16 protein-coding genes are annotated in these 21,646 nt (G+C 70.7%); 8 read left to right on the top strand and 8 right to left on the bottom strand.

The genetic code is table 11. The annotated features are described in order from the left end of the window. Positions 1 to 75 precede the first annotated feature (75 nt). From GTY58_RS15620 to GTY58_RS15605, 4 genes are all read right to left on the bottom strand, one after another. Positions 76 to 3,906: a multifunctional oxoglutarate decarboxylase/oxoglutarate dehydrogenase thiamine pyrophosphate-binding subunit/dihydrolipoyllysine-residue succinyltransferase subunit gene (locus tag GTY58_RS15620; protein ID WP_010984404.1), complete on the bottom strand. Its 3,831-nt coding sequence runs from the start codon at positions 3,904 to 3,906 to the stop codon at positions 76 to 78. Between the two features lie 281 nt (positions 3,907 to 4,187). Continuing rightward, positions 4,188 to 5,294 carry a HAMP domain-containing sensor histidine kinase gene (locus GTY58_RS15615; protein ID WP_010984403.1) on the bottom strand — a complete coding sequence of 369 codons (1,107 nt, stop codon included), beginning with the start codon at positions 5,292 to 5,294 and terminating at the stop codon, positions 4,188 to 4,190. After that, a complete protein-coding gene (locus GTY58_RS15610) occupies positions 5,291 to 6,028 on the bottom strand; it encodes a response regulator transcription factor (RefSeq protein WP_010984402.1) in 738 nt (245 codons plus the stop codon). The genes GTY58_RS15615 and GTY58_RS15610 overlap by 4 nt, the downstream gene beginning before the upstream one ends. 113 nt (positions 6,029 to 6,141) lie before the next feature. Beyond that, the gene (locus GTY58_RS15605; RefSeq protein WP_010984401.1) at positions 6,142 to 6,819 is read right to left on the bottom strand and encodes a spermidine synthase; all 678 of its coding nucleotides are present in this window, start codon (positions 6,817 to 6,819) and stop codon (positions 6,142 to 6,144) included. Positions 6,820 to 6,980: 161 nt separating this feature from the next. On the opposite strand from GTY58_RS15605, the gene GTY58_RS15600 reads away from it, so the two are divergent. Continuing rightward, positions 6,981 to 7,856 (top strand): rhomboid-like protein, encoded by an 876-nt coding sequence (locus GTY58_RS15600; RefSeq protein WP_242432315.1) that lies wholly within the window; start codon positions 6,981 to 6,983, stop codon positions 7,854 to 7,856. Between the two features lie 91 nt (positions 7,857 to 7,947). Here GTY58_RS15600 and GTY58_RS15595 read toward each other — a convergent pair whose 3' ends face one another. Beyond that, positions 7,948 to 8,631 carry a GNAT family N-acetyltransferase gene (locus tag GTY58_RS15595; protein ID WP_037649055.1) on the bottom strand — a complete coding sequence of 228 codons (684 nt, stop codon included), beginning with the start codon at positions 8,629 to 8,631 and terminating at the stop codon, positions 7,948 to 7,950. 258 nt (positions 8,632 to 8,889) lie between these two features. Between GTY58_RS15595 and lon the strand changes: the two genes are divergently transcribed. Then, complete coding sequence (lon, locus tag GTY58_RS15590) at positions 8,890 to 11,304, top strand: endopeptidase La (RefSeq protein WP_042493107.1); 2,415 nt, start codon at positions 8,890 to 8,892, stop codon at positions 11,302 to 11,304. 91 nt (positions 11,305 to 11,395) lie between these two features. Here the strand turns inward: lon and GTY58_RS15585 are convergent, their stop codons facing one another. After that, positions 11,396 to 12,214, bottom strand: a complete 819-nt coding sequence (locus GTY58_RS15585) for a lysozyme (protein WP_010984397.1) — start codon at positions 12,212 to 12,214, stop codon at positions 11,396 to 11,398. A gap of 328 nt (positions 12,215 to 12,542) precedes the next feature. Between GTY58_RS15585 and GTY58_RS15580 the strand changes: the two genes are divergently transcribed. Next, positions 12,543 to 12,998 (top strand): MarR family transcriptional regulator, encoded by a 456-nt coding sequence (locus GTY58_RS15580; RefSeq protein WP_255253740.1) that lies wholly within the window; start codon positions 12,543 to 12,545, stop codon positions 12,996 to 12,998. A 315-nt stretch (positions 12,999 to 13,313) separates the two neighbouring features. Here the strand turns inward: GTY58_RS15580 and GTY58_RS15575 are convergent, their stop codons facing one another. Then, on the bottom strand, positions 13,314 to 14,102 hold the full coding sequence (locus GTY58_RS15575) for a protein phosphatase 2C domain-containing protein (RefSeq protein WP_010984395.1): 789 nt from the start codon (positions 14,100 to 14,102) through the stop codon (positions 13,314 to 13,316). 372 nt (positions 14,103 to 14,474) lie between these two features. On the opposite strand from GTY58_RS15575, the gene GTY58_RS15570 reads away from it, so the two are divergent. The 5 genes from GTY58_RS15570 to GTY58_RS15550 are packed head-to-tail and all read left to right on the top strand — an operon-like array spanning position 14,475 to position 20,188. Further along, the gene (locus GTY58_RS15570; protein ID WP_062804693.1) at positions 14,475 to 17,387 is read left to right on the top strand and encodes a nitrate- and nitrite sensing domain-containing protein; all 2,913 of its coding nucleotides are present in this window, start codon (positions 14,475 to 14,477) and stop codon (positions 17,385 to 17,387) included. Further along, the gene (locus GTY58_RS15565) at positions 17,384 to 17,887 is read left to right on the top strand and encodes a roadblock/LC7 domain-containing protein (protein WP_037648963.1); all 504 of its coding nucleotides are present in this window, start codon (positions 17,384 to 17,386) and stop codon (positions 17,885 to 17,887) included. The genes GTY58_RS15570 and GTY58_RS15565 overlap by 4 nt, the downstream gene beginning before the upstream one ends. Continuing rightward, positions 17,884 to 18,300 (top strand): DUF742 domain-containing protein, encoded by a 417-nt coding sequence (locus GTY58_RS15560; RefSeq protein WP_010984392.1) that lies wholly within the window; start codon positions 17,884 to 17,886, stop codon positions 18,298 to 18,300. Before GTY58_RS15565 ends, GTY58_RS15560 begins: the two co-directional genes overlap by 4 nt. Then, the gene (locus GTY58_RS15555; protein ID WP_010984391.1) at positions 18,281 to 18,907 is read left to right on the top strand and encodes an ATP/GTP-binding protein; all 627 of its coding nucleotides are present in this window, start codon (positions 18,281 to 18,283) and stop codon (positions 18,905 to 18,907) included. The genes GTY58_RS15560 and GTY58_RS15555 overlap by 20 nt, the downstream gene beginning before the upstream one ends. A gap of 27 nt (positions 18,908 to 18,934) precedes the next feature. Continuing rightward, positions 18,935 to 20,188, top strand: a complete 1,254-nt coding sequence (locus GTY58_RS15550; RefSeq protein WP_010984390.1) for a styrene monooxygenase/indole monooxygenase family protein — start codon at positions 18,935 to 18,937, stop codon at positions 20,186 to 20,188. 4 nt (positions 20,189 to 20,192) lie between these two features. Here GTY58_RS15550 and GTY58_RS15545 read toward each other — a convergent pair whose 3' ends face one another. After that, complete coding sequence (locus GTY58_RS15545) at positions 20,193 to 21,569, bottom strand: C40 family peptidase (protein WP_078936673.1); 1,377 nt, start codon at positions 21,567 to 21,569, stop codon at positions 20,193 to 20,195. Positions 21,570 to 21,646 lie beyond the last annotated feature (77 nt).

The following is a 21,646-nucleotide window of genomic DNA, read 5'->3' as shown; positions in this document are numbered from 1 at the left end:
GGTACAAAGCGAGGGCCCGGCCCCGAGTCGTTAGAACTCGGAGCCGGGCCCTCGGTGTCGGTGTGTGTCCGAGACCTACGCCTCGAACACCTCTCGCACCAACTGCTCCTGCTCAGCCTGGTGCCGCTTGGCGGAACCCACGGCCGGCGAAGAGCTGTGCGGGCGGGAGATGCGCCGCAGTCGCTCCCCGTGCGGAACGTCCGCGCCGACCGCCAGGTCCAGGTGGTCGATCAGGTTGAGGGCGATGAAGGGCCATGCGCCCTGGTTCGCCGGCTCCTCCTGGGCCCACAGGTACTTCTCGGCGTTCGGGTACTTGGCGATCTCCGCCTGGAGCTCGGCACCCGGCAGCGGGTACAGGCGCTCGAGGCGGATGATCGCGGTCTCGGCAGCCGCTGCGTCCGTGGCGCCGCGCTTCTTCCGCTCGGCCTCGAGGTCGTAGTACAGCTTGCCGGCGCAGAAGACGACCTTGCGGACCGCGGCGGCGTCGACGGTGTCGTCGCCGATGACGGGGCGGAAGGCGCCCGTGGTGAACTCCTCCGTCTTCGAGGCGGCGGCCTTGAGGCGCAGCATCGACTTCGGGGTGAAGACCACCAGCGGCTTGTGGTGCGGGTTGTGCACCTGCCACCGCAGGAGGTGGAAGTAGTTCGACGGGAGCGTCGGCTGGGCGACCGTCATGTTGTTCTGCGCGCACAGCTGGAGGAAGCGCTCGATACGGGCCGAGGAGTGGTCCGGACCCTGGCCCTCGTAGCCGTGCGGGAGGAGCAGGGTGACGCCGGACGTCTGGCCCCACTTCTGCTCGGCGGCCGAGATGTACTCGTCGACGACCGTCTGCGCGCCGTTGACGAAGTCACCGAACTGCGCCTCCCACATCACGAGGGCGTCGGGGCGGGCCAGCGAGTAGCCGTACTCGAAGCCCATGACCGCGTACTCGGAGAGCAGGGAGTCGTAGACGTTCAGGCGCGCCTGGTCGTCCGCGAGGTACTGGAGCGGGGTGAAGTCCTCGCCCGTGACCCGGTCGATCAGGACGGCGTGGCGCTGGCCGAACGTGCCCCGGCGGGAGTCCTGGCCCGAAAGACGGACCGGGGTGCCCTCGAGGAGCAGCGAGCCGATGGCCAGGGTCTCGCCCATGCCCCAGTCGATCGTGTCGTCCTCGATCATCGCCGCACGGCGCTGAAGCTGCGGCAGCAGCCGCGGGTGCACGGTGACGTGGTCGGGGATGTTGACCTGGGACTCGGCGATCCGCTTCACGACCTCCTGGGAGACCGCGGTCGGCACGGCCACCGGGAACTCGGGCTGCGGCTCGGGAGCCGGCGCCTCGCCCGGGGTGGAGATGGCCTCGCGGACCTCGGTGAAGACCTTCTCCAGCTGGCCCTGGAAGTCCTGGAGCGCCTGCTCCGCCTCTTCCAGCGTGATGTCGCCCCGGCCGATCAGGGACTCGGTGTAGAGCTTGCGCACCGAGCGCTTCTTGTCGATCAGGTCGTACATCAGGGGCTGCGTGAACGCCGGGTTGTCGGACTCGTTGTGGCCCCGACGGCGGTAGCAGATCAGGTCGATGACGACGTCCTTGTTGAACGCCTGGCGGAACTCGAAGGCCAGGCGGGCGACGCGGACGACGGCCTCGGGGTCGTCGCCGTTCACGTGGAAGATCGGCGCCTCGATCATGCGGGCCACATCGGTCGCGTACATCGACGAACGCGACGACTCCGGGGCGGCCGTGAAGCCGACCTGGTTGTTGATGACGATGTGGACCGTGCCGCCCGTGCGGTAACCGCGCAGCTGCGACATGTTCAGGGTCTCGGCCACCACGCCCTGGCCCGCGAAGGCCGCGTCACCGTGCAGGGCGACCGGCAGGACCGTGAAGTCCGTGCCGCCCTTGTTGATGATGTCCTGCTTGGCGCGGGCGATGCCCTCGATGATCGGGTCGACCGTCTCCAGGTGGGACGGGTTGGCGGCCAGCGAGACCTTGATCTGCTCGCCGTCCAGGCCGGTGAAGGTGCCGCTGGCGCCCAGGTGGTACTTCACGTCGCCGGAGCCGTGCATCGACTTCGGGTCGAGGTTGCCCTCGAACTCGCGGAAGATCTGCGCGTACGACTTGCCGACGATGTTGGCGAGCACGTTCAGGCGGCCGCGGTGGGCCATGCCGATGACGACCTCGTCCAGGCGGGACTCGGCGGCGGAGTCGATGACCGCGTCCAGCAGCGGGATGACGGACTCGCCGCCCTCCAGGGAGAAGCGCTTCTGGCCGACGTACTTCGTCTGGAGGAAGGTCTCGAAGGCCTCCGCCGCGTTCAGGCGGCGCAGGATGCGCAGCTGCTCCTCGCGCTCCGGCTTGGAGTGCGAGCGCTCGATGCGGTCCTGGATCCACTTGCGCTGCTTGGGGTCCTGGATGTGCATGAACTCGATGCCGGTGGTGCGGCAGTACGAGTCGCGCAGCACGCCGAGGATGTCGCGCAGCTTCATCAGGGACTTGCCCGCGAAGCCGCCGACCGCGAACTCGCGCTCCAGGTCCCAGAGCGTGAGGCCGTGCTCGGTGATGTCCAGGTCGGGGTGCTTGCGCTGGCGGTACTCCAGCGGGTCGGTGTCGGCCATGACGTGGCCGCGGACCCGGTAGGAGTGGATCAGCTCGAAGACGCGGGCGGCCTTCGTGACGTCGTCGTCGTGCGAGGCGTCGATGTCCTTGAGCCAGCGGACCGGCTCGTAGGGGATCCGCAGAGCCTCGAAGATCTCGTCGTAGAAGCCGCCCTCGCCGAGGAGGAAGTTCGCGACGATCCGCAGGAACTCGCCGGACGCGGCGCCCTGGATCACCCGGTGGTCGTAGGTCGACGTGAGCGTCATGACCTTCGAGATGCCGAGCTTGTTCAGGGTGTCCTGGGAGGTGCCCTGGAACTCCGCCGGGTAGTCCATGGAGCCGACGCCCATGATGACCGACTGGCCGGGCATCAGACGCGGGACCGAGTGGACGGTGCCGAGGCCGCCGGGGTTGGTCAGGGAGACCGTGACACCGGTGAAGTCGTCCATCGTCAGCTTGCCGTCACGGGCGCGGCGGACGATGTCCTCGTAGGCCTGCCAGAACTCGAAGAAGTTCAGCGTCTCGGCCTTCTTGATGCCGGCGACGACGAGCTGGCGGTCGCCGTTGGGCTTCACCAGGTCGATGGCGAGGCCGAAGTTGACGTGCGCGGGCTTGACGAGGGTGGGCTTCCCGTCCTTCTCCGCGTAGTGCCAGTTCATCGACGGCATGGCCTTGATGGCCTGCACCATCGCGTACCCGATGAGGTGGGTGAAGGAGATCTTCCCGCCCCGGGCACGCTTCAGGTGGTTGTTGATGACGATGCGGTTGTCGAAGAGCAGCTTCACCGGGACCGCGCGCACGGACGTGGCCGTGGGCACCTCGATCGAGGCGTTCATGTTCTTCGCGACCGCGGCGGCGGGACCGCGCAGCGGGACGAACGTGGGGCCCTCGGCGGCCTCGGTCGCCGCGGCGGCCTTCGGCTGGGCGGGCGCGGCGGCGGCCGGCTTCGCGGCGGCCGGGGCCGGAGCCGCGGCAGCGGGCTTCGGGACCGCCGGAGCGGCCGCGGGAGCCGGAGCGGCCGGAGCCGGTGCCGGGGCGGCCGGAGCCGGTGCCGCGGGAGCGGCGGGGGCCGCAGCGGTCGGCGCGGCCGGAGCCGGCGTGGTGGTCTCTGCGGCCCCCGCGGCCGCAGTACCCGCCGGAGCCGAGGCGGCAGCTGCGCCCGGCTTGTAATCGGCGAAGAAGTCCCACCAGGCTCGGTCTACCGAATTCGGGTCCTGGAGGTACTGCTGATAGATCTCGTCGACGAGCCACTCGTTGGGTCCGAAGGCCGCAGCGGGGTTCTTCCCGGCTTGGTCGTCGGTCGAGATGCTCGAGTTACTGGGGGACTGTGGCGACACGGCGGCAACCGCCCTCTTCCGCTTCACAAGGTGATGGACAGCGGAAATAAAGGCTACGCCCCCATGGCCGGGAAGGTCAGGTCGGGTCCGTCCAACGTCGCGCAAGTCACATCGGAAACCGTGTTTCGGCTGTGGAAATGGCGGGAAACAAGCGGGGTTCCGGGCCGGAGGGGGTACGTCGGGACAGGGTCGCGGTACGACTCACGCGGCCCTCTGCCTGATCACACGTGTCCGCCACGGCGGACGCTCGTGGATCTTGTGGTTCCGGTTCGAACTTTACGTCAACTTGGCAGAGAGGGAAGTCCCGGAAGGGTGACCTGGATCCGGCAGCCCCGCTGGGATTCGGCCACACCGATCCGGCCGCCGTGCAGATCGACCGCCCAGCGCGCGATGGCGAGCCCCAGGCCCGTACCGCCGTCGCTGCCCGGGCCGTGCGGCGCGCTGACGGCGCCGCGGTTGAACCGCTCGAAGACCCGGTGCCACTCCGACTCGGGGATGCCCGGGCCCTCGTCCAGGACCTCCAGGTCCAGCGACTCGGGTGCGGGGCCCCGCCGGGCCTTGACCGTCACGCGCCCGTGCGGCGGGCTGTGCTTGACCGCGTTGTCGATCAGGTTGGCGACGACCTGGTGGATCCGCTCCGGGTCCGCGTGCGCGGTCAGCTCGGGCGGGGACACATCGAGGTGCAGATGGACGTCCGTGCGGGTGTGGCTGCCGGAGCCCGTCGCCAGGCTCGCGCGTGCCGAGGCGACCATGTTGGCCTCCTTCAGGACGCCGGACAGGTAGGGCCACACCTCGAAGCGGCGCTTGCGGAGGGGGACGACGCCGTTGTCCAGCCGGGAGAGGTCCAGCAGGGTCTCCACCAGCCGTCCCAGTCGCTCCGTCTGCTTCAGGGCCGTGCGCATCGTCTCGGGGTCGGCGGCGGAGATGCCGTCCACGATGTTCTCCAGGACCGCGCGCAGGCCCGCGATGGGGGTGCGCAGCTCGTGGGAGACATTTGCCACGAGTTCCTTGCGCTGGCGGTCCTGGGCCTCCAGCTCGTCGGCCATGAGGTTGATCGTGTGGGCCAGGTCACCCAGCTCGTCCCAGCGGTTCTCGCGCACCCGCCGCGTGTAGTCACCGCGCGAGATGGACCGGGCCACCGTGTTCATGTCGTCCAGCGGCGCGGTGAGCGAATGCGCCACGAACTGCGTTATCAACAGTGTGGCGATCATCGAGAAGACCGTGATGAAGCGGAGCTCCGTCTTGGTGTGCACCGCGATCATCGACAGGCCTGTGGTGATCAGCACCGAGATGACGACCAGCGCGCCCAGCTTGGTCTTGATCGAGAACGGGCGTACTCCGCCCCAGGGATCCCCGGGGCCCCTCCGTGCGGCCGGCCCGTCGCTCATGGCGTCGGGGTCTCCAGCGCGTAGCCCACGCCGTGCACGGTACGGATGCGCTCGGCCCCGATCTTTCGGCGCAGCGCCTTGATGTGGCTGTCCACCGTCCGGGTGCCGGACGCGTCGGCCCAGTCCCACACCTCGGCGAGCAGCTGCTCGCGCGAGAGCACCGCGCGCGGGGTGTTCGCCAGACAGACGAGGAGGTCGAACTCGGTGGGCGTCAGGTGCACGTCCTCCGAGCGCACCCGCACCCGGCGCTGCGCGTGGTCGATCTCCAGCTCACCGAGGCGCAGGATGCCGGTGCGGGGCGTCGTGGCGGCCACCACGGCCCGCTCGACCCGGCGCAGCAGCACATGCACGCGCGCGGCCAGCTCCCGCATCGAGAACGGCTTGGTCATGTAGTCGTCGGCGCCGACCCCGAGCCCGACGAGCATGTCGGTCTCGTCGTCGCGCGCGGTGAGCATCAGCACCGGCACCGGGCGCTGGGCCTGCACGCGGCGGCAGACCTCCAGGCCGTCGAAGCCGGGCAGCATGATGTCGAGGATCAGCAGGTCGGGCTGCCAGGCCTCCGCGGTGTCGACGGCGGAGGGACCGTCGCCTGCCGTTTGCACGAGGAATCCCTCGGCGCGCAGACGGGCCGCGATGGCGTCGACGATCGTCGGGTCGTCCTCGACCACCAGAACCCGGCGTTGAGCGCCGGGCGTCGCCGCCGCGCCGTTGTGGGAGGTGTGTGTCTGCTCCATCGCCCGCCCCTGAGGTGTGCTTTCCGGAATCCGTGGGGTGATCCCATGACTGCGCTTGACGCTTGAATGATCTGCGTCAGGTGAGCAGAGTACGGGCAGTCACCTTCGCTCGGCTATCCAGGTCTGACAGCGAGATGTACGACGTCCGGAACGCCCCGGGCAACGGGGACCTCTTCGGTACGCACCCCTAGGAACCCGGCATTCCGTAGGGTTCCTTCAAAATCCGGAGAGGGTTGTGCCGACCACACCGCTAGCACCCCACCGGGCTTCAACACCCGTGCGCAGGCTGCCAGTCCGGCCTTCGAATACAGGCTGTCGTTGCCCTCGGTGACCGTCCAGCCGGGTCCGTTGTCGATGTCCAGGCACAGGGCGTCGTACGTGGCGGATGTCTCATTGACGTAGGCGACGAGATCAGCTTCCACGATCTCGGTGCGCGGGTCGGCGAGCGCCGGCGCGGAGAGCGTGGACAACGGTCCGTCGCGGTGCCAGTCGATGACGGCCCGCTCGCGTTCCACGACGGTGATCCGGCCCCAGCGGGCGTCCGCGGCGGCGTGGGCGAGCGAGAAACCGACGCCGAGGCCGCCGATCAGGACGCTCGGCTCGGGCCGCTCGTCCAGTGCGTCGCGGGCCGCGTCCACCAGCAGCCGCTCCGAGCGTCCGTCCGAGGTGTCCATCAGGAAGCACCCGTTGGCGATGATCTGAAGCAGCGTTCCGTGGCGGCGCAGCACGACCTCGCCGTGAGGGCCCTCGCGACGGTCGATGACTACGGGAGAGTCGTACGAGGTGGTCATGGGCCCATCCTGGCAACTTTCACCAGGACGGTCCCGGGAATTTCAACTCCCGTGCGTCGACCCGGAACTCCCTGCTGTGAATCGCGTTGCGGGTGGTGTCGGTCATAGACAGCGATGCCATGCGACACGAAGTGTGGGGCGCGACGGAAGGAGCGCCGCACGTGGACCGCACTGTGGACCGCGCTGTCGCGACGGCTGACGCCGCGCTCATGGCCCCGGAGTCGGGCGCGCCCCCGCTGGACGGCCTGCCGCGGCAGCGCACGACGCCCCTCGCGGTGCCGCCGTCCGCCGGAGCGGTCCCGTCCCCGGCCTCCGCGCCGTCGTCGTCCGCCGGACCGGCCCCGGTGCCGCCGTCCGTCGCGCGGTCGGTGCCGCGCCGGCTTCCACGCCTGTGGCTGCTGCTGCCGAGCCCGCTCGGTACGCCCTTCACTCTCGCGTACGCGCTCGTCCTCGTCGCCACGTCCCTGGTCGCGGAGTACGCCGATCCGTCGTTCGTGCATGTCCTGCACCAGGCATCCAGTACGGATGTCGCGCATCTGATGCGGGATCCGCTGCTGGTGCTGGTGGCGAGCGCGCTGTGGGTCGCGGGCGGGGTGACGTCGCCGTACGCGCTCGGCTTCCTGCTCGTCCTCACGGCTCTGGAGCGGCGGACAGGGGGCCGGCGCACGGCGGGCGTGTTCCTGCTCGGCCATGTGCTCGCGACCCTGGCCACCGAGGTCCCGGTCGGCTTCGCGGTCCTCGCCGGCCATCTGCCCGGCAGCTCCCTGCACCGCCTCGACTACGGCATCAGCTTCGGCGTCGCGGCGTGCGTCGGCGCGCTGGCGGGCCTGCTGACACCTTGGCCGCGCTGCACGATCCTCGTCGTCTTCGGCGGGTCACTGGTCGCCGACCTGGTCGAGTTCGCGGATCCGATGACGGACTGGGGGCACCTGATGGCGCTGTCGATCGGGGTCGGGATGTGGCCGGTGGTGCGGCGGTGGCAGCGTGCGCGTACGTCCAGCCGTCCCGCCGCTGCGGCGAACGCGTCCGACTGCTAGCCCCGTCCTTGTCTCTGTCCTTCCGCCCCGACTCTCGTGAACCTCGCGCCGGTCGCCGGTGGCCGGTCGCCGGTCTGCGGCGGCGTGATCGTCATGCCCCGGTGAACTTCGCACTCGTCAGCGGTGCCGCCACCGTCCACCCCAGCGTCTCGTACAGCGCCCGTCCCTCCGGTGTTCCCGCGAGGACGCCGGTCTCCGCGCCCTGATCGACGGCGGCCCGCGCCAGCGCGCGCAGCACAAGGGTGCCCAGTCCTCGGCGGCGGTGGGCGGGGGAGGTCTCGATCTGGTCGACGACCGCCGTCGCGCCGGTCGGGGCGGTCTGGCCGCGCGCGGCCCAGGAGCCGTCCGGCGCGGCGACGATCACGCGGGTGACGCCTCCGCGAGACCAGGCGCGCAGCCGGTAGCCCTCGGGCACGGCCCGGTCCGCCGCGGCCGCCCCGGCGCAGGCTTCGGCACCCCTCAGGGAGACCGGCTTCAGAGAAACCGACATGAGGTGTGCGGGCTCGGGGTCCACCCACCATCCCTCGCCCAGCCACGGCCCGACGACCGCCGGGTCCGCGAAAACCTTGAGCCACACCCCGGCCCCGGTCACCGCCCCCGCCACCTTCCGGACCGCCGCCCGCTCGACCCCGTCGTTCGTCGCCGCGAGGACGTGCCGCGTGATGTGCTCCGGCTGCCCCACGTCGACGGTGTACCCCCAGGGCTCGACGACGGGCGGCGCCGCCCCGCGCGAGACGACCCAGCCGTCCACCCAGGTCCGTACAAGCTCGTTCACCGTCACCCCTGGTAATGGCCACTTAAGCTGTTTAGGTATTACGGAGTGACTATAGCGAGGTCGTGCGCGCCGGTCCTCGGAATTCCGTGGCGAAGCACCTGGTTCGCCTGGCAGAACTTCCGCGCCTCCGCACCCCTGCGGTCGGCGCGCATCCGGTGATTTCCGATGATCGCTGAGAGCGAACACTCCCCGGGGAACAATCCAAGGCTCACCTGCATTGAGTCGGTATAGCTCAACTTGACTGCCGAAGGGGAGATCATGGCTTCGACGTCCACACCGCTCACCTTGCCTGTGCTGCCGCTCGACGATGAGGTCGTGCTGCCCGGAATGGTGGTCCCGCTGGACCTGAACGACGCCGACGTGCGCGCCGCCGTGGAGGCCGCCCAGGCCGCCGCGCGGTCCGAGCCCGGCAAGCCGAAGGTGCTGCTGGTGCCCCGCGTCGACGGGGCGTACCCGGGCACCGGTGTGCTCGGCACCGTCGAGCAGGTCGGCCGGCTGGCCGACGGCGACCCGGGCGCGCTCATCCGCGGGCGTGGACGGGTGAAGATCGGCGCGGGGACGACCGGCCCCGGCGCCGCCCTGTGGGTCGAGGGCACACAGGTCGACGAGACCGTGCCCGACCCTCTGCCCGGACACGTCACCGAACTGGTGAAGGAGTACAAGGCCCTCGCCACCAGCTGGCTGCGCAAGCGCGGCGCCTGGCAGGTCGTGGACCGGGTGCAGGCCATTGACGACGTTTCCGCCCTTGCCGACAATTCCGGATACTCGCCCTTCCTCTCCACCGACCAGAAGGTGGAGCTCCTGGAGACCGCCGACCCGGTCGCCCGTCTGAAGCTGGCCACCGAGCAGCTGCGCGAGCACCTCGCCGAGCAGGATGTCGCCGAGTCCATCGCCAAGGACGTACAGGAAGGCGTCGACAAGCAGCAGCGCGAGTTCCTGCTGCGCCGGCAGCTCGAAGCCGTGCGCAAGGAACTGCGCGAGCTGAACGGCGAGCAGGACGGCGAGGAGTCCGACGACTACCGCGCCCGGGTCGAGGCCGCCGATCTCCCCGAGAAGGTCCGCGAGGCCGCGCTCAAGGAGGTCGAGAAGCTGGAGCGGGCGAGCGACCAGTCGCCCGAGGGTTCGTGGATCCGGACCTGGCTCGACACCGTGCTCGAACTGCCGTGGAACGAGCGGACCGAGGACGCGTACGACATCCAGGGCGCCAAGGCGATCCTGGACGCCGAACACGCCGGTCTCGAAGACGTGAAGGAGCGCATCACCGAGTACCTGGCGGTGCGCAAGCGGCGCCAGGACCGGGGACTCGGCGTGGTCGGCGGGCGGCGCGGCGGTGCCGTGCTCGCGCTCGTCGGACCGCCCGGCGTCGGCAAGACCTCGCTCGGCGAGTCCGTCGCCCACGCGATGGGGCGCAAGTTCGTGCGCGTCGCCCTCGGCGGCGTTCGCGACGAGGCCGAGATCCGTGGACACCGGCGTACGTACGTCGGCGCGCTGCCGGGTTGGGTCGTGCGCGCCATCAAGGAGGCCGGGTCGATGAACCCGGTGGTCCTGCTGGACGAGATCGACAAGGTCGGCTCCGACTTCCGCGGCGACCCGGCCGCGGCGCTCCTCGAAGTCCTCGACCCCGCCCAGAACCACACCTTCCGCGACCACTACCTGGAAGTCGAACTCGACCTGTCCGACGTCGTCTTCCTGGCCACGGCCAATGTGCTCGAAGCCATCCCGGAGGCCCTGCTCGACCGTATGGAGCTGGTCCGCCTCGACGGCTACACCGAGGACGAGAAGGTCGTCATCGCCCGGGACCACCTGCTGCCGCGCCAGCTGGAGCGGGCGGGACTGGAGAAGGACGAGGTCACGCTCGACGAGAGCGCGCTGCGCAAGCTCGCCGGTGAGTACACCCGAGAAGCAGGTGTACGCAACCTGGAGCGTGCCGTCGCCCGCCTGCTGCGCAAGGTCGCGGCCCAGCACGAACTGGGCGAGCGGAAGCTGCCGTTCACGGTCGCGGACGCGGATCTGCGCGGGCTGATCGGGCGGCCGCACCACGTGCCCGAGTCCGCCCAGGACCCCGCCGAGCGCCGTACGGCCGTTCCCGGTGTCGCCACCGGGCTCGCGGTCACCGGCGCGGGCGGCGACGTCCTCTATGTGGAGGCGTCGCTGGCCGACCCGGAGACGGGCGCGGCCGGTCTGACCCTGACCGGTCAGCTGGGTGACGTGATGAAGGAGTCCGCGCAGATCGCGCTCTCCTTCCTGCGCAGCCGCGGCGCGGAGCTCGAACTGCCCGTCGGCGACCTCAAGGACCGGGGTGTGCACATCCACTTCCCGGCGGGCGCGGTCCCGAAGGACGGGCCGAGCGCGGGCGTCACGATGACGACGGCGCTGGCGTCGCTGCTGAGCGGACGGCCCGTGCGGACGGACGTGGCGATGACCGGTGAGGTCTCGCTGACCGGGCGGGTGCTGCCCATCGGCGGCGTCAAGCAGAAGCTGCTGGCCGCCCACCGGGCCGGCATCACGACCGTGGTCATCCCCAAGCGCAACGAGCCCGACCTGGACGACGTCCCGGCCGAGGTGCTGGAGAAGCTGGACGTCCACGCGGTGACGGACGTCCGCCAGGTCCTGGAGCTGGCGCTGTCCCCGGCGACGAACGGCGCGGCACCGGAGGTTCCGGTCGCGGCGTGACGGACGTGACCGGTCGGTGAAGGCCCGGGTCCCGCGAGGGGCCCGGGCCTTCCCGGTCTTGATCCGCGTCAGCAGTCCTTCAGGAGCCGCGTCAGCCGTTCGCCAGCGCTTGCACCCGGTCCAGTGCTCCGTTGAACTTGTCGTGGTCGCCGACCGTCGGTCCGGACGACGTGTACTGCCACATCGTGTAGTACGACCAGCCCGCCGGAAGCGTGCCCGGGTCGGAGGCGTAGCGGGCGATCCACAGCGGGTCGGCGGTGCCGAAGCCGCCGTAGTCGCCGGTGCACTGGGTCCACCAGCTGGTGGCCGTGTAGATCACGGCGTCCCGTCCGGTACGCGCCTTGTACCGGGTGAGGAAGCTGCTGATCCAGCTGACCATGGCGCTCTGCGACTTGCCGTAGCAGGCGGCGCCGTACGGATTCCACTCGATGTCCAGCGCACCCGGCAGCGTCCTGCCGTCGCGGGACCAGCCGCCGCCGTTGTCGACGAAGTAGTCGGCCTGGGTGGCGCCGGTCGTGGTGTCGGGGGTGGCGAAGTGGTACGCGCCGCGGATCATGCCCACGGCGTACGAGCCGTTGTACTGCTGGGCGAAGTACGGGTTCGTGTAGTACGTGCCCTCCGACGCCTTGGCGTAGGCCCACTTGACCCCGCTGCTCCACAGGGTCGACCAGGCGACGTTGCCCTGGTGGCTGGAGACGTCCACCCCTTCCGTCTGGGTGGCGTCACCGGTGCTGGGGGTGCCGTTCCGGCCGTCGTGGGCCAGGACTCCCATGCCCATGTAGGCGGAGCCGCGGGCGGGGGTGGTGGCCGCCGGAGCCGGGTGGGTGAACAGGAGGGAGAACGCGGCGAGCAGGATGCCTGCCGCGAGCAGGCGTGGGCGGTGGGCCGTTCCGGATCTGTGCACGGACATTGCGTGCCTCCGAAGCGCTCGGTGGAACTCGGTGGGGGGAAAGCGCGGGGGCATGCGGCCTTCGTGGGGGGTCAGGTCCTTGTCGACCTGTGATGGCGTGGGCATGCCAGTCGTTGCCTGATAAAGAAGCTACGCACGTAGAAGACCGGCTGGGAAGAGGGGCCGGAGGCTGCCGTTGGTCTACGCCTGCGAAATACTGGGGGAGCTGCGTCAATGGACACTTTTGGCGGAAACTTTCAGCATCGGGAAACCGGGTCAGGGGCTTGACGTGCACGAGGACGGGAACGGCGCCGGGCGTCCGGTCGGAACCGGCTTGCCGGGGAGTGGTGTGGACCAGGGGACGGGCCGGAAAGGGGACCGCGAATTCCTGTCCCTGGAACGTGAGTTGACCGTTTTTCTGCGCCGCGCCCGCGCCAACCAGGGCGAGATGGCCCGCGAAGTCCACCCGGACCTGGAATCCGCCGCGTACGGACTCCTCGTGCGTCTGGACGAGTGCGGCCGCCAGCGGGCCACGGCACTCGCCGCCTACATCGGCGTCGGCAAGGCCACGATGTCCCGCCAGTTGCGCGCCCTGGAGGACCTCGGCCTGGTCGCCCGCGAACCGGACCCGGCCGACGGCCGCGCCTGGCTCGTCCACCTCACCGAGGAGGGCCGGCGGCGCGTCGGCCGGGTCCGGGAGGCCCGGCGGGCGCGCTACGTCAGCCAGCTCGCCCACTGGGACCAGCGCGAGGTCGCGGAACTGGCCCGGCTGCTGCACCAGTTGAATCTCGGTATGGAGAAGTAGCCGCCGCCCGGACCCTGCCGAGCGCGTCGGCCTCTCCTTCTACTTCATCTGTTTCTTCTACTTCGACCACTTCGACCACTTCGTCTACTTCGTCTACTTCGTCTACTTCGTCTACTTCGTCTACTTCGTCTACTTCGTCTACTTCGTCACGATGTTGCCGTCGCCGTCGACGAACACCGTGCTCCAGTACTCGTCCCACTTGTCGCCGACGTGCGCCGGCGTCCGGTCCTTCGGGTAGCGCACATAGCCCTTGGGCGGGAGCGGCGCGGCCCATGAGTACGCGTACTCAGCGGGGGCGGCGCGGGCACTCAGGTCTCACCACTCCACGAACACCACCGTCGCGTCGTCGTGCGTCTTGCTGCGGCGCAGGTGCACCCGCCGCTCGCTGTCCGCGCGCTCCAGCGCCCGCACCCGGTCCACCAGGGCCTGTCCGCCCTCCTTGCGCACGACCGTGAACAGAGCCTTCCAGTCGCCCTCGGCGAACTTCTCCGTCCAGCGGGTCGCACCGTCCGTCAGGGCGGCCAGCGCGCGGACCGCGCCGCGGTCCAGCGTGCCGGTCACCGCGCGCGCCGCGACCGACGGGTCCGCCGCCGCCGTGAAGAAGCCGCCCTCCTTGTTGCGGACCGTCGCGTCGGCGACGGCGTCCGTGACGAGGGACGTGCGGGGCAGGCGGGACAGGCGGTCGTCCAGGACGGCGGTGACCGTGCCGTCCGGCGCCTCGGTCAGCAGTACCGAGTCCGACAGGACCAGATACTCCATGACGGTCTCGGACCAGCGGGCCAGGACGACGGTCGCCTGCGGTGTGCGCGGGTGAGAAAGGTCACAGGTGTCCGCGTGGGCCCGCGCGGTGGCGCGAATGGCGTGCGCGAGGACTTCCGGCAACGCCAGATCTTGGCGGGAAACGGACAGTTCGGTCAGTGCTCCGCCGAGGCGTGCGCAGAACCACGGAACGGAATGCAGACAGCCGTATTCCCCCCGCGGCGGCGTCACGCCGTCCAGGACGATCAGCGTGCCGCCCTGTCCTGAGGCCGGAAGCGCGAGTGCGGCGAAGTCCTCGTTGGGGCGGGCCGGATCACCGGATTCCGAGACGAGTTCAGTACGCATCCGGCCAGTCTGCACGAGCTCTTCACAAGGCTCACGAAAGGCTGGCAACGGTCGCCGAACGGGAACGACCCCGCAGGCCAACCGCCGGTTTTGCCATGGAATGATCTACTCCGGTGGAGCGTGGCGGCGAATACTGCCAAAGCGCGCCGCCGACGTCCAACCGGCCCGCCGTACAAGGCCGCCGCACGCGCCAGAGGAACTTGCCCGGCAACTCCCCACCGAGGTTCACTCCTTCGGGTGGCGGGTCAGGTGAAGTGAGATCACTGCCCACCGGCACTGGGAGGGTCGGGAGCCGTACCGGGACGACTACACCCCAGCTGACGGAACGTCACCCGGGCCCATGAGCAATACGAGTCAGGAATGCGAGCACCGGTGCAGAAGACGCGGCCTCGGCGCACAGGCAAGCAGACGGCCCCCGAAGAGGGCGCCTCGTCCGAGTCCGCGGGCAAGGGTCGTGCTGCTCATGTGCGCAATCGGCTCATCATCGCCGTCGCCGTGGTCGCGGCCGCCGTCGCGGGGGCCGGCGCCCCCTCGGTCGTCGCGGCCTCCGGCCAACTGAACGACTCCCAGAACCTGGTGACGCTCACCGGACAGACCCAGCAGGCGCTCACCCTCGCCCACTCCCTGGCCGACGAGCGCGACGAGGTCACCTCCTACGTGGCCGCCGGGCGCCCCAAGTCCAAGGCCCCCGCCGAGCAGCAGAGCGCCCGCGTCGACCGGCAGGTCGAGGAAGTGCGCGCGGACCCTGACGCGCCCACCGCGCTGCGCAAGGACCTCGACGCCATCGACGCCGTACGCAGAGCGGCGCTCACCGGCAAGAGCACCGCTCTCGAAGCGCATCAGGCGTACTCGGCCACCATCACCGAACTCCACGCCCTCGCCGAGGAGCTGGCCGAGCGACTGCCGCCCCGCGCGGGCTCCGGCGCCCACGCCCTCGCCGAACTCGACGGCGCCGTCCAGCAGTCCGCCGCCGCCCGCGGTCTGCTGCTGGCCGCCCTGAACATCCCGCGCTCCACCCAGACCACGATCAACCCGGCGACCGGTCTGCCGACCACCAGCGACAGCTCCTCGGCCGCCGACACCAAGCAGCGCGACGCCCTGACCGCCGCCGCCCAGCAGGCCGCCGTCCGCTCCGACGCCGCGATCGCCGACTTCCGTGACACCGCGCCCCAGGCCGCCCGCGCCTCGTACGACTCCACGGTCAACGGCCCCGAGGTCGCCTCCGCCGAGAAGTACCTCGCCGGCCTCACCGACCAGCCCACCCTCTCCGACTCCGAACTCGGCATCAGCGTCAAGAAGCTCGACGCGGCCCTGTCCGCCCGTGTCGAGCTGATGCGCGGCGTCGAGTCGTCCCTCTACGAGCACCGCGGCAAGGACCTCGCCCAGCTGCGCGACGACGACGTCACCGCGCTGGAGATCCGCGTCGCCCTGCTCGGCGCCCTGATACTGGTCACCCTCGGCATCGCGACCGCCATGGCCCGCACGCTCACCCGACCGCTCTCCGTCCTGCGCCGCGGTTCCGCCCGCCTCGCCGCCGACCCGGCCGCCGAGGAACCGGTCAAGTTCACCGGTCGGAACGACGAGTTCGCCCAGGTGGTGCGTTCCGTCAACGCGCTGCACGCGCACGCCGTCGCCCTGCACGAGCGGCAGACCACCCTCGAGGCGGACCGCAAGCACCTCATCGGGCAGCGGCAGACGATGGCCGACGACCGGGAGCAGCTGCGCGCCGAGATCGCGACGGCCACCGCCCACCTGGAGCAGGTCCGGCAGAGCATTCACGGCACCTTCGTCAACCTCGCCCTGCGCACCCTCGGCCTCGTCGAGCGCCAGCTCGCCGTCATCGAGGGCCTGGAGGAGCGTGAACAGGACGCGGACCGGCTGGCCACGCTCTTCAAGCTCGACCACTTCGCCACGGTCATGCGCCGCCACAGCGAGAACCTCCTCGTCCTGGCCGGTGCCGAGCACGTACAGCAGCACGCGGGCCCGGTCCCGCTCGTCGACATCGTCCGCGCCGCGGTCAGCGAGATCGAGCGGTACGAGCGCGTCCGCATCGCGGCGCTGCCGCCGCACGCGCACCTGGTCGGCTTCGCCGCCGACGACCTCTCGCACCTGGTCGCGGAACTCCTGGAGAACGCCACGTCGTTCTCACCGCCGGACGTCTCCGTCGAGGTCTCGGGCTGGCTCCTGGAGAACGGCGAGGTGATGCTCTCCGTGCAGGACGAGGGCATCGGCATGACCACCGAGCGGATGCGCCAGCTCAACTCCCGGCTCGCGGACTTCGATCCGGAGGACGCCTACGACCAGGAGAGCGGCGAGGGCCTCGGCCTCGGTCTGTACGTGGTGGCCCGCCTCGCTCACCGGCTCGGCGTCCGCGTGCAGCTGCGCGAGCAGAAGCAGGGTGGTGTCGCCGCGGTCGTCGTGCTGCCCGGGACACTGCTGGCCTCGGCCCCCGAGGCCGTCGTGTCCACCACCGGACCGCTGGCCGGCGGCGCCGCCTCACTGTCACTGCCGGGCGCCGACGCGGAGGCCAACTCCAACGTCCTGTACGCCCGCTCGACGGTCGCCGTACCGGACTCCACGGCCGCCGAACAGGACTCCCCGGATTCCCTGGATTCCCCGGATTCTCCGGACTCCACGGCCGTCGTGCCGGAGCCCGCGGCCGGCGAGGACCCGTTGATCGCGGCGGCCGAGCGGGCGGTGCGGGAGCGTGACGAGGACGCCGTAACGGGAGAAAGCGCCGGACGCGAGCCGGAGCCCGAGCCCGAGCAGGTGCCCGAGCCCACGTCCCCCGAGACCACGATGGAGCTGCTGGCCCCGGTACCCGCGGCCGAGGAACCCGCCCCGGCCGCCGGGCTGCCCGCGCGGACCGCCACCGACCCCTTCGCCATCGGGCCCGACGCCCACGAGCGCACTGTCGACGAGGGGGAGGCGCCGTCCGCGGCCGAGGAACCCGGCACCCCCCGCCTCACCGCCAAGGGTCTCCCCAAGCGCACCCCCAAGATCTCCGCTCCCGCTCCGGTACCGCGCCAGCGGCCCGGCGGGGTCGACGCCGAGGCCCTGCGCCGCAGGCTCGGCGGCTTCCACCAGGGCGCCAGGAGCGGTCAGCGCGTCATCGAGGCCGAGATCGCCGAGAAGACGGCCGAGACGAAGGCGCCCACGGACCGGCCCGCGGACCGGTCCACGGGCCGGCCCACTGATCGGCCGGCACCCGAGCACACCGCACCACACGGCACCGCACAGGACGTAGAAGCATCGGGGGGCACTGTCGAGGAGGCAAGCAGTTGACCGCGCCCAGTACCTTCGGCCTGAGCAGCGAAGCCCGCAATCTGCACTGGCTGCTGACGAACCTCGTCGAGGAGGTGCCGGGGCTGCTGTCGGTCGCGGTCGTCTCCTCCGACGGCCTGCTGCTGCTCTCCTCCGACCCCGGGCGGAACGCGGAGGCACGGGCGGGCCTGGAGGGCAGGCCCAAGGGCCCGCGAGGCTCCTCCGCCGACCTCGCCACCATCGTCTCCGGCATCGGCAGCCTCACCATCGGCGCCGCGAAGCTGATGGACTCCGGAGCCGTCAAGCACACGATGGTCGCGATGGACGAGGGCAGCGTCTTCGTCATGTCGATCAGCGACGGTTCACTGCTCGGCGTGCACGGCTCCGCGGACTGCGACATGAGCGTGGTGGCGTACCACATGGCGCTCTTCGTCGGCCGGGCCGGACATGTGCTGACGCCCGAACTCCGCAGCGAGCTTCGGAAATCACTGGAGGACGAGTCGACCGGGAGTGCCCGATGAGTACGAGCGACAAGTCCTCCGCGAACAAGCTCCCGGTCCGCGGTGGCGGCCGCAAGCCCGCCCGCGTACGCCCCTACTCGCTCACCGGCGGCCGCACCCGTTTCGGCCACGTCCTGCTCGTCGAGACCTTCGTGGCCGCACTGGAGGCCCCGGCTGAGCGGCGCGAACTCACCAATGGTTCACTCAACACCCGAGTGATGCCCGAGATGCGGGCCATCGTCGAGCTCTGCCGCCGTATGCGCACGGTGGCGGAGATCGCCGCGCTGCTGAGGATGCCGCTCGGCGTGGTCCGTGTGCTCCTCAGCGACCTCGCGGACCAGGGAAAGATCCGTGTGTACGGAACCGGTCATGGCCCCGGACAGCCTGACCGCGCTCTGCTGGAAAGGGTGCTGAGTGGACTCCGTCGTCTCTGACGTCTCTGATCTCGTCGAACCGGACGAGGAGTTGAAGGCCTGGCAGACGGACCGCACGCGCGCCCCGATCGCCACGAAGATCGTGGTGGCGGGCGGCTTCGGCGCCGGCAAGACCACGCTGGTCACCGCCGTCTCGGAGATCACGCCTCTCCAGACGGAGGCGCTGATGACCCAGGCCAGTGAGGACACCGACGACCTGACGGGGACGCCGGACAAGCTCACCACCACGGTGGCCATGGACTTCGGCCGCATCACGCTCGACGACGACCTGGTGCTCTACCTCTTCGGCACGCCGGGCCAGCAGCGGTTCTGGTTCATGTGGGACGACCTGGTGCGCGGCGCGATCGGCGCGGTCGTCCTCGCCGACACCCGCCGCCTGTCCGACTGCTTCCCCGCGCTCGACTACTTCGAGAGCTGCGGACTGCCGTACGTCGTGGCGGTCAACCACTTCGACGGCAGCGAGAAGTTCGAGCCGGAGGATGTGCGCGAAGCCCTCACCGTGCCTGCACACATACCTGTCATGATCATGGACGCGCGTCGCCGGATCTCGGTCATCGAGACCCTGCTGGCCCTGGTCGGCCACGCGCTGGAAGTAAGCCCGGAATAGGGCCGGTACGTAGGAGGCAGCACCCGCATGCGGAAGATACTCGTCGTCGGAGCCGGCCAGTCCGGACTCCAGCTCGCCCTCGGCCTCCAGTCGCACGGGTACGAGGTCACCCTGATGTCCAACCGGACGGCGGACGAGATCCGGTCGGGCCGGGTCATGTCGACCCAGTGCATGTTCGACACGGCGCTCGGGCACGAGCGTGATCTCCAGCTGAACTTCTGGGAGTCCCAGGCCCCGAAGATCGAAGGACTCGGCGTCTCGGTCGCGGCCCCCGGCTCCTTCGACCCCGGCCCCTCGCAGCGCGCCATCGACTGGGTCGGCAAGCTCGACGGGTACGCGCAGTCGGTGGACCAGCGGGTCAAGATGGCCGGCTGGATGGAGACGTTCGCGCAGCGCGGCGGCCAACTGGTCATCCACGGCGCGGCCGTCTCCGACCTCGACTACTTCTCCCGTGCCTACGACCTCGTGCTGGTGTCGGCGGGCAAGGGCGAGCTGGTGTCGATGTTCGGCCGCGACGCCTCGCGCTCGCCGTACAGCGAGCCGCAGCGCGCCCTCGCGGTCGCCTACGTCCACGGCCTGGGCCCGCGCCCCGAGCACCCCGACTACGACGCGGTCCGCTGCAACCTCGTCCCCGGCGTCGGCGAACTCTTCGTGATGCCGACCCTCACCACCTCCGGCCGCGCGGACATCCTGTTCTGGGAGGGCATCCCCGGTGGCCCGCTCGACGTCTTCAAGGGCGTCAACGACCCGGGCGAGCACCTCTCCCTGACCCTGGAACTCATGGAACGCTTCACGCCGTGGGAGTACGCGCGGGCCACCAAGGTCGAACTGACCGACGGGAACGGCACGCTGGCCGGGCGGTACGCCCCCACCGTCCGCAACCCGGTCGGCCGGCTGCCCGGCGGTGGCCTGGTCCTGGGCGTGGCGGACGTGGTCGTGGCGAACGACCCGATCACGGGCCAGGGCTCCAACTCGGCGTCCAAGTGCGCGGCCGCGTACCTCGCGTCCATCGTGGAGCACGGTGAGAAGGAGTTCGACGAGACCTGGATGCGGGCGACGTTCGACCGCTACTGGGACACGGCTCAGCACGTGACGAAGTGGACGAACGCGATGCTCGGCGTCCCGCCGGAGCACGTCCTGAACCTGATCGGTGCCGCGGGCGCCCTCCAGCCGGTGGCCAATCGTTTCGCCAACGGCTTCGACAATCCGGCGGACTTCGAGAACTTCTTCTACGAGCCGGAGAAGACGGAGGCGTACCTGGCCTCGGTGGCCGGGAGCTGACGGCTCAGACGCGGGCGCGGGCCGGCTGCGGCCGGGCGTGCCCGCGCGGCGGAACCACGGCGTGCCCGCGCGGCGGAGCCACGGCGTGCCCGCGCGGCGGAGCCACGGTGTGCCCGGGCGGCGGAACCACATGGGGTACGGCCCCGTGTCCCTTCGGGCCGCCCCTGCCCTTCGCGGGGACCTCGGGAAGGGCGGGCTCCTTCGCGGTGGTTCCGGGGAGCGCCAGCGGGGCGTAGTGCCTCAGGGGCTTGGCCCGCGGGTCCGGGCGGACCGCGCCCAGTACCGGGTTCGCCGCGATGGGGGACACCTTGACCTGGCTTCCCGGTCTGGGCGCCTGGACCACCATCCCGTTCCCGAGGTACAGGGCCACATGCGTGGCCTCGGGGAAGTAGATCACCAGGTCTCCGGGGCGCAGTTTCTTCAGCGGGACGTGCGGCAGCGCGGCCCACTGTCCCTGGCTGGTGCGGGGGATGGCGCGGCCCGCGTGCGCCCAGGCCTGCGAGGTCAGGCCCGAGCAGTCGTACGACTTCGGCCCCTCGGCGCCCCATTCGTACGGCTTTCCGAGCTGCTGCACGGCATAGCGCAGGGCCTTGTCGCCCTGCCGCGAGGGGATGCGAGCGCTGCTCAGCGAGCCCGACGCCACGAACTTCCGCTGCGCCTGGGCCTCCCCGTTCTTCTCGAACTCGACCAGCTCGGCGCGCTGGTCCGTGCTGAGCGTGGCGAGCCGTGCCTCGACCTGGTCGAGCCGTCCCTGGACGTCGTCCCGTTCCTTCTTCTGACGCTCGGCGAGGGTGAGCTGCCGGTCGAGCGCCGCCCGGGCCTCGCGGGCCAGCCGGTCGCTGCGCTGCTCGTTCCCGGTCAGCCGCTCCACCGTCTTGGCCCGCGCCTGCGCCAACTGCCCGATCACATGGCCCTCTTCGAGGGCGTGCTGCGGATCGCGGGCCAGCAGCAGGCGTACGTAGGGGGAGATGCCGGTGCTGCCCTGGTACTGCTGCCGGGCGAGCCGGCCCACGGCGCCGTGGCTGTCCTGGAGGGAGAGGCGGGCCTGGGTGAGCTGCCTGTCCAGGCGCGCGACCTCGGCCTGCTGCCGCCTCAGCTTCTCCGTGGTGGCGTTGTGGCTCTCGGTGGCCTGCTCGGCCTGCCGGTACAGCCGCTGAAGATCCGTCAGGAGGCGTCCCATGGAGGTGGCGTCGGAGACGTCGGGGCCCGCGGAACCGGGAGCGGTCGCGGTGGGGTCGGGAGCCGTCTCCGTGGTGTCCGGTGCCGTCGCCGTGGTGTCCGGAGCGGTCTCCGTGGTGTCCGGAGCGGTCGCCGTAGAGTCGGGGTCCGGGGGCGGGGCCGCCGTCGCTTGCCCGGGGGACAGCAGTGCGCCGGCCGTCATCGCCGCCGTACATACCAGTCGCAGCAACCTTCCTGACACTTCATCACCTCCGCTGCGGGACGGCCCCTCCGTCCCGC

The organism is Streptomyces sp. SID5469, from assembly GCF_009862865.1.
GTDB lineage: Bacteria > Actinomycetota > Actinomycetes > Streptomycetales > Streptomycetaceae > Streptomyces > Streptomyces avermitilis.
This window is presented reverse-complemented; position numbering and strand designations above follow the sequence as displayed.

Excerpts from the sequence above, each read along its gene's own strand:
- GTY58_RS15550 (WP_010984390.1), top strand. The coding sequence starts at position 18,935 with ATGCGGAAGATACTCGTCGTCGGAGCCGGCCAGTCCGGACTCCAGCTC.
- lon (WP_042493107.1), top strand. The coding sequence starts at position 8,890 with ATGGCTTCGACGTCCACACCGCTCACCTTGCCTGTGCTGCCGCTCGAC.
- GTY58_RS15615 (WP_010984403.1), bottom strand. The coding sequence starts at position 5,294 with ATGAGCGACGGGCCGGCCGCACGGAGGGGCCCCGGGGATCCCTGGGGC.
- GTY58_RS15585 (WP_010984397.1), bottom strand. The coding sequence starts at position 12,214 with ATGTCCGTGCACAGATCCGGAACGGCCCACCGCCCACGCCTGCTCGCG.
- GTY58_RS15610 (WP_010984402.1), bottom strand. The coding sequence starts at position 6,028 with ATGGAGCAGACACACACCTCCCACAACGGCGCGGCGGCGACGCCCGGC.
- GTY58_RS15560 (WP_010984392.1), top strand. The coding sequence starts at position 17,884 with ATGAGTACGAGCGACAAGTCCTCCGCGAACAAGCTCCCGGTCCGCGGT.
- GTY58_RS15575 (WP_010984395.1), bottom strand. The coding sequence starts at position 14,102 with ATGCGTACTGAACTCGTCTCGGAATCCGGTGATCCGGCCCGCCCCAAC.
- GTY58_RS15605 (WP_010984401.1), bottom strand. The coding sequence starts at position 6,819 with ATGACCACCTCGTACGACTCTCCCGTAGTCATCGACCGTCGCGAGGGC.
- GTY58_RS15545 (WP_078936673.1), bottom strand. The coding sequence starts at position 21,569 with ATGACGGCCGGCGCACTGCTGTCCCCCGGGCAAGCGACGGCGGCCCCG.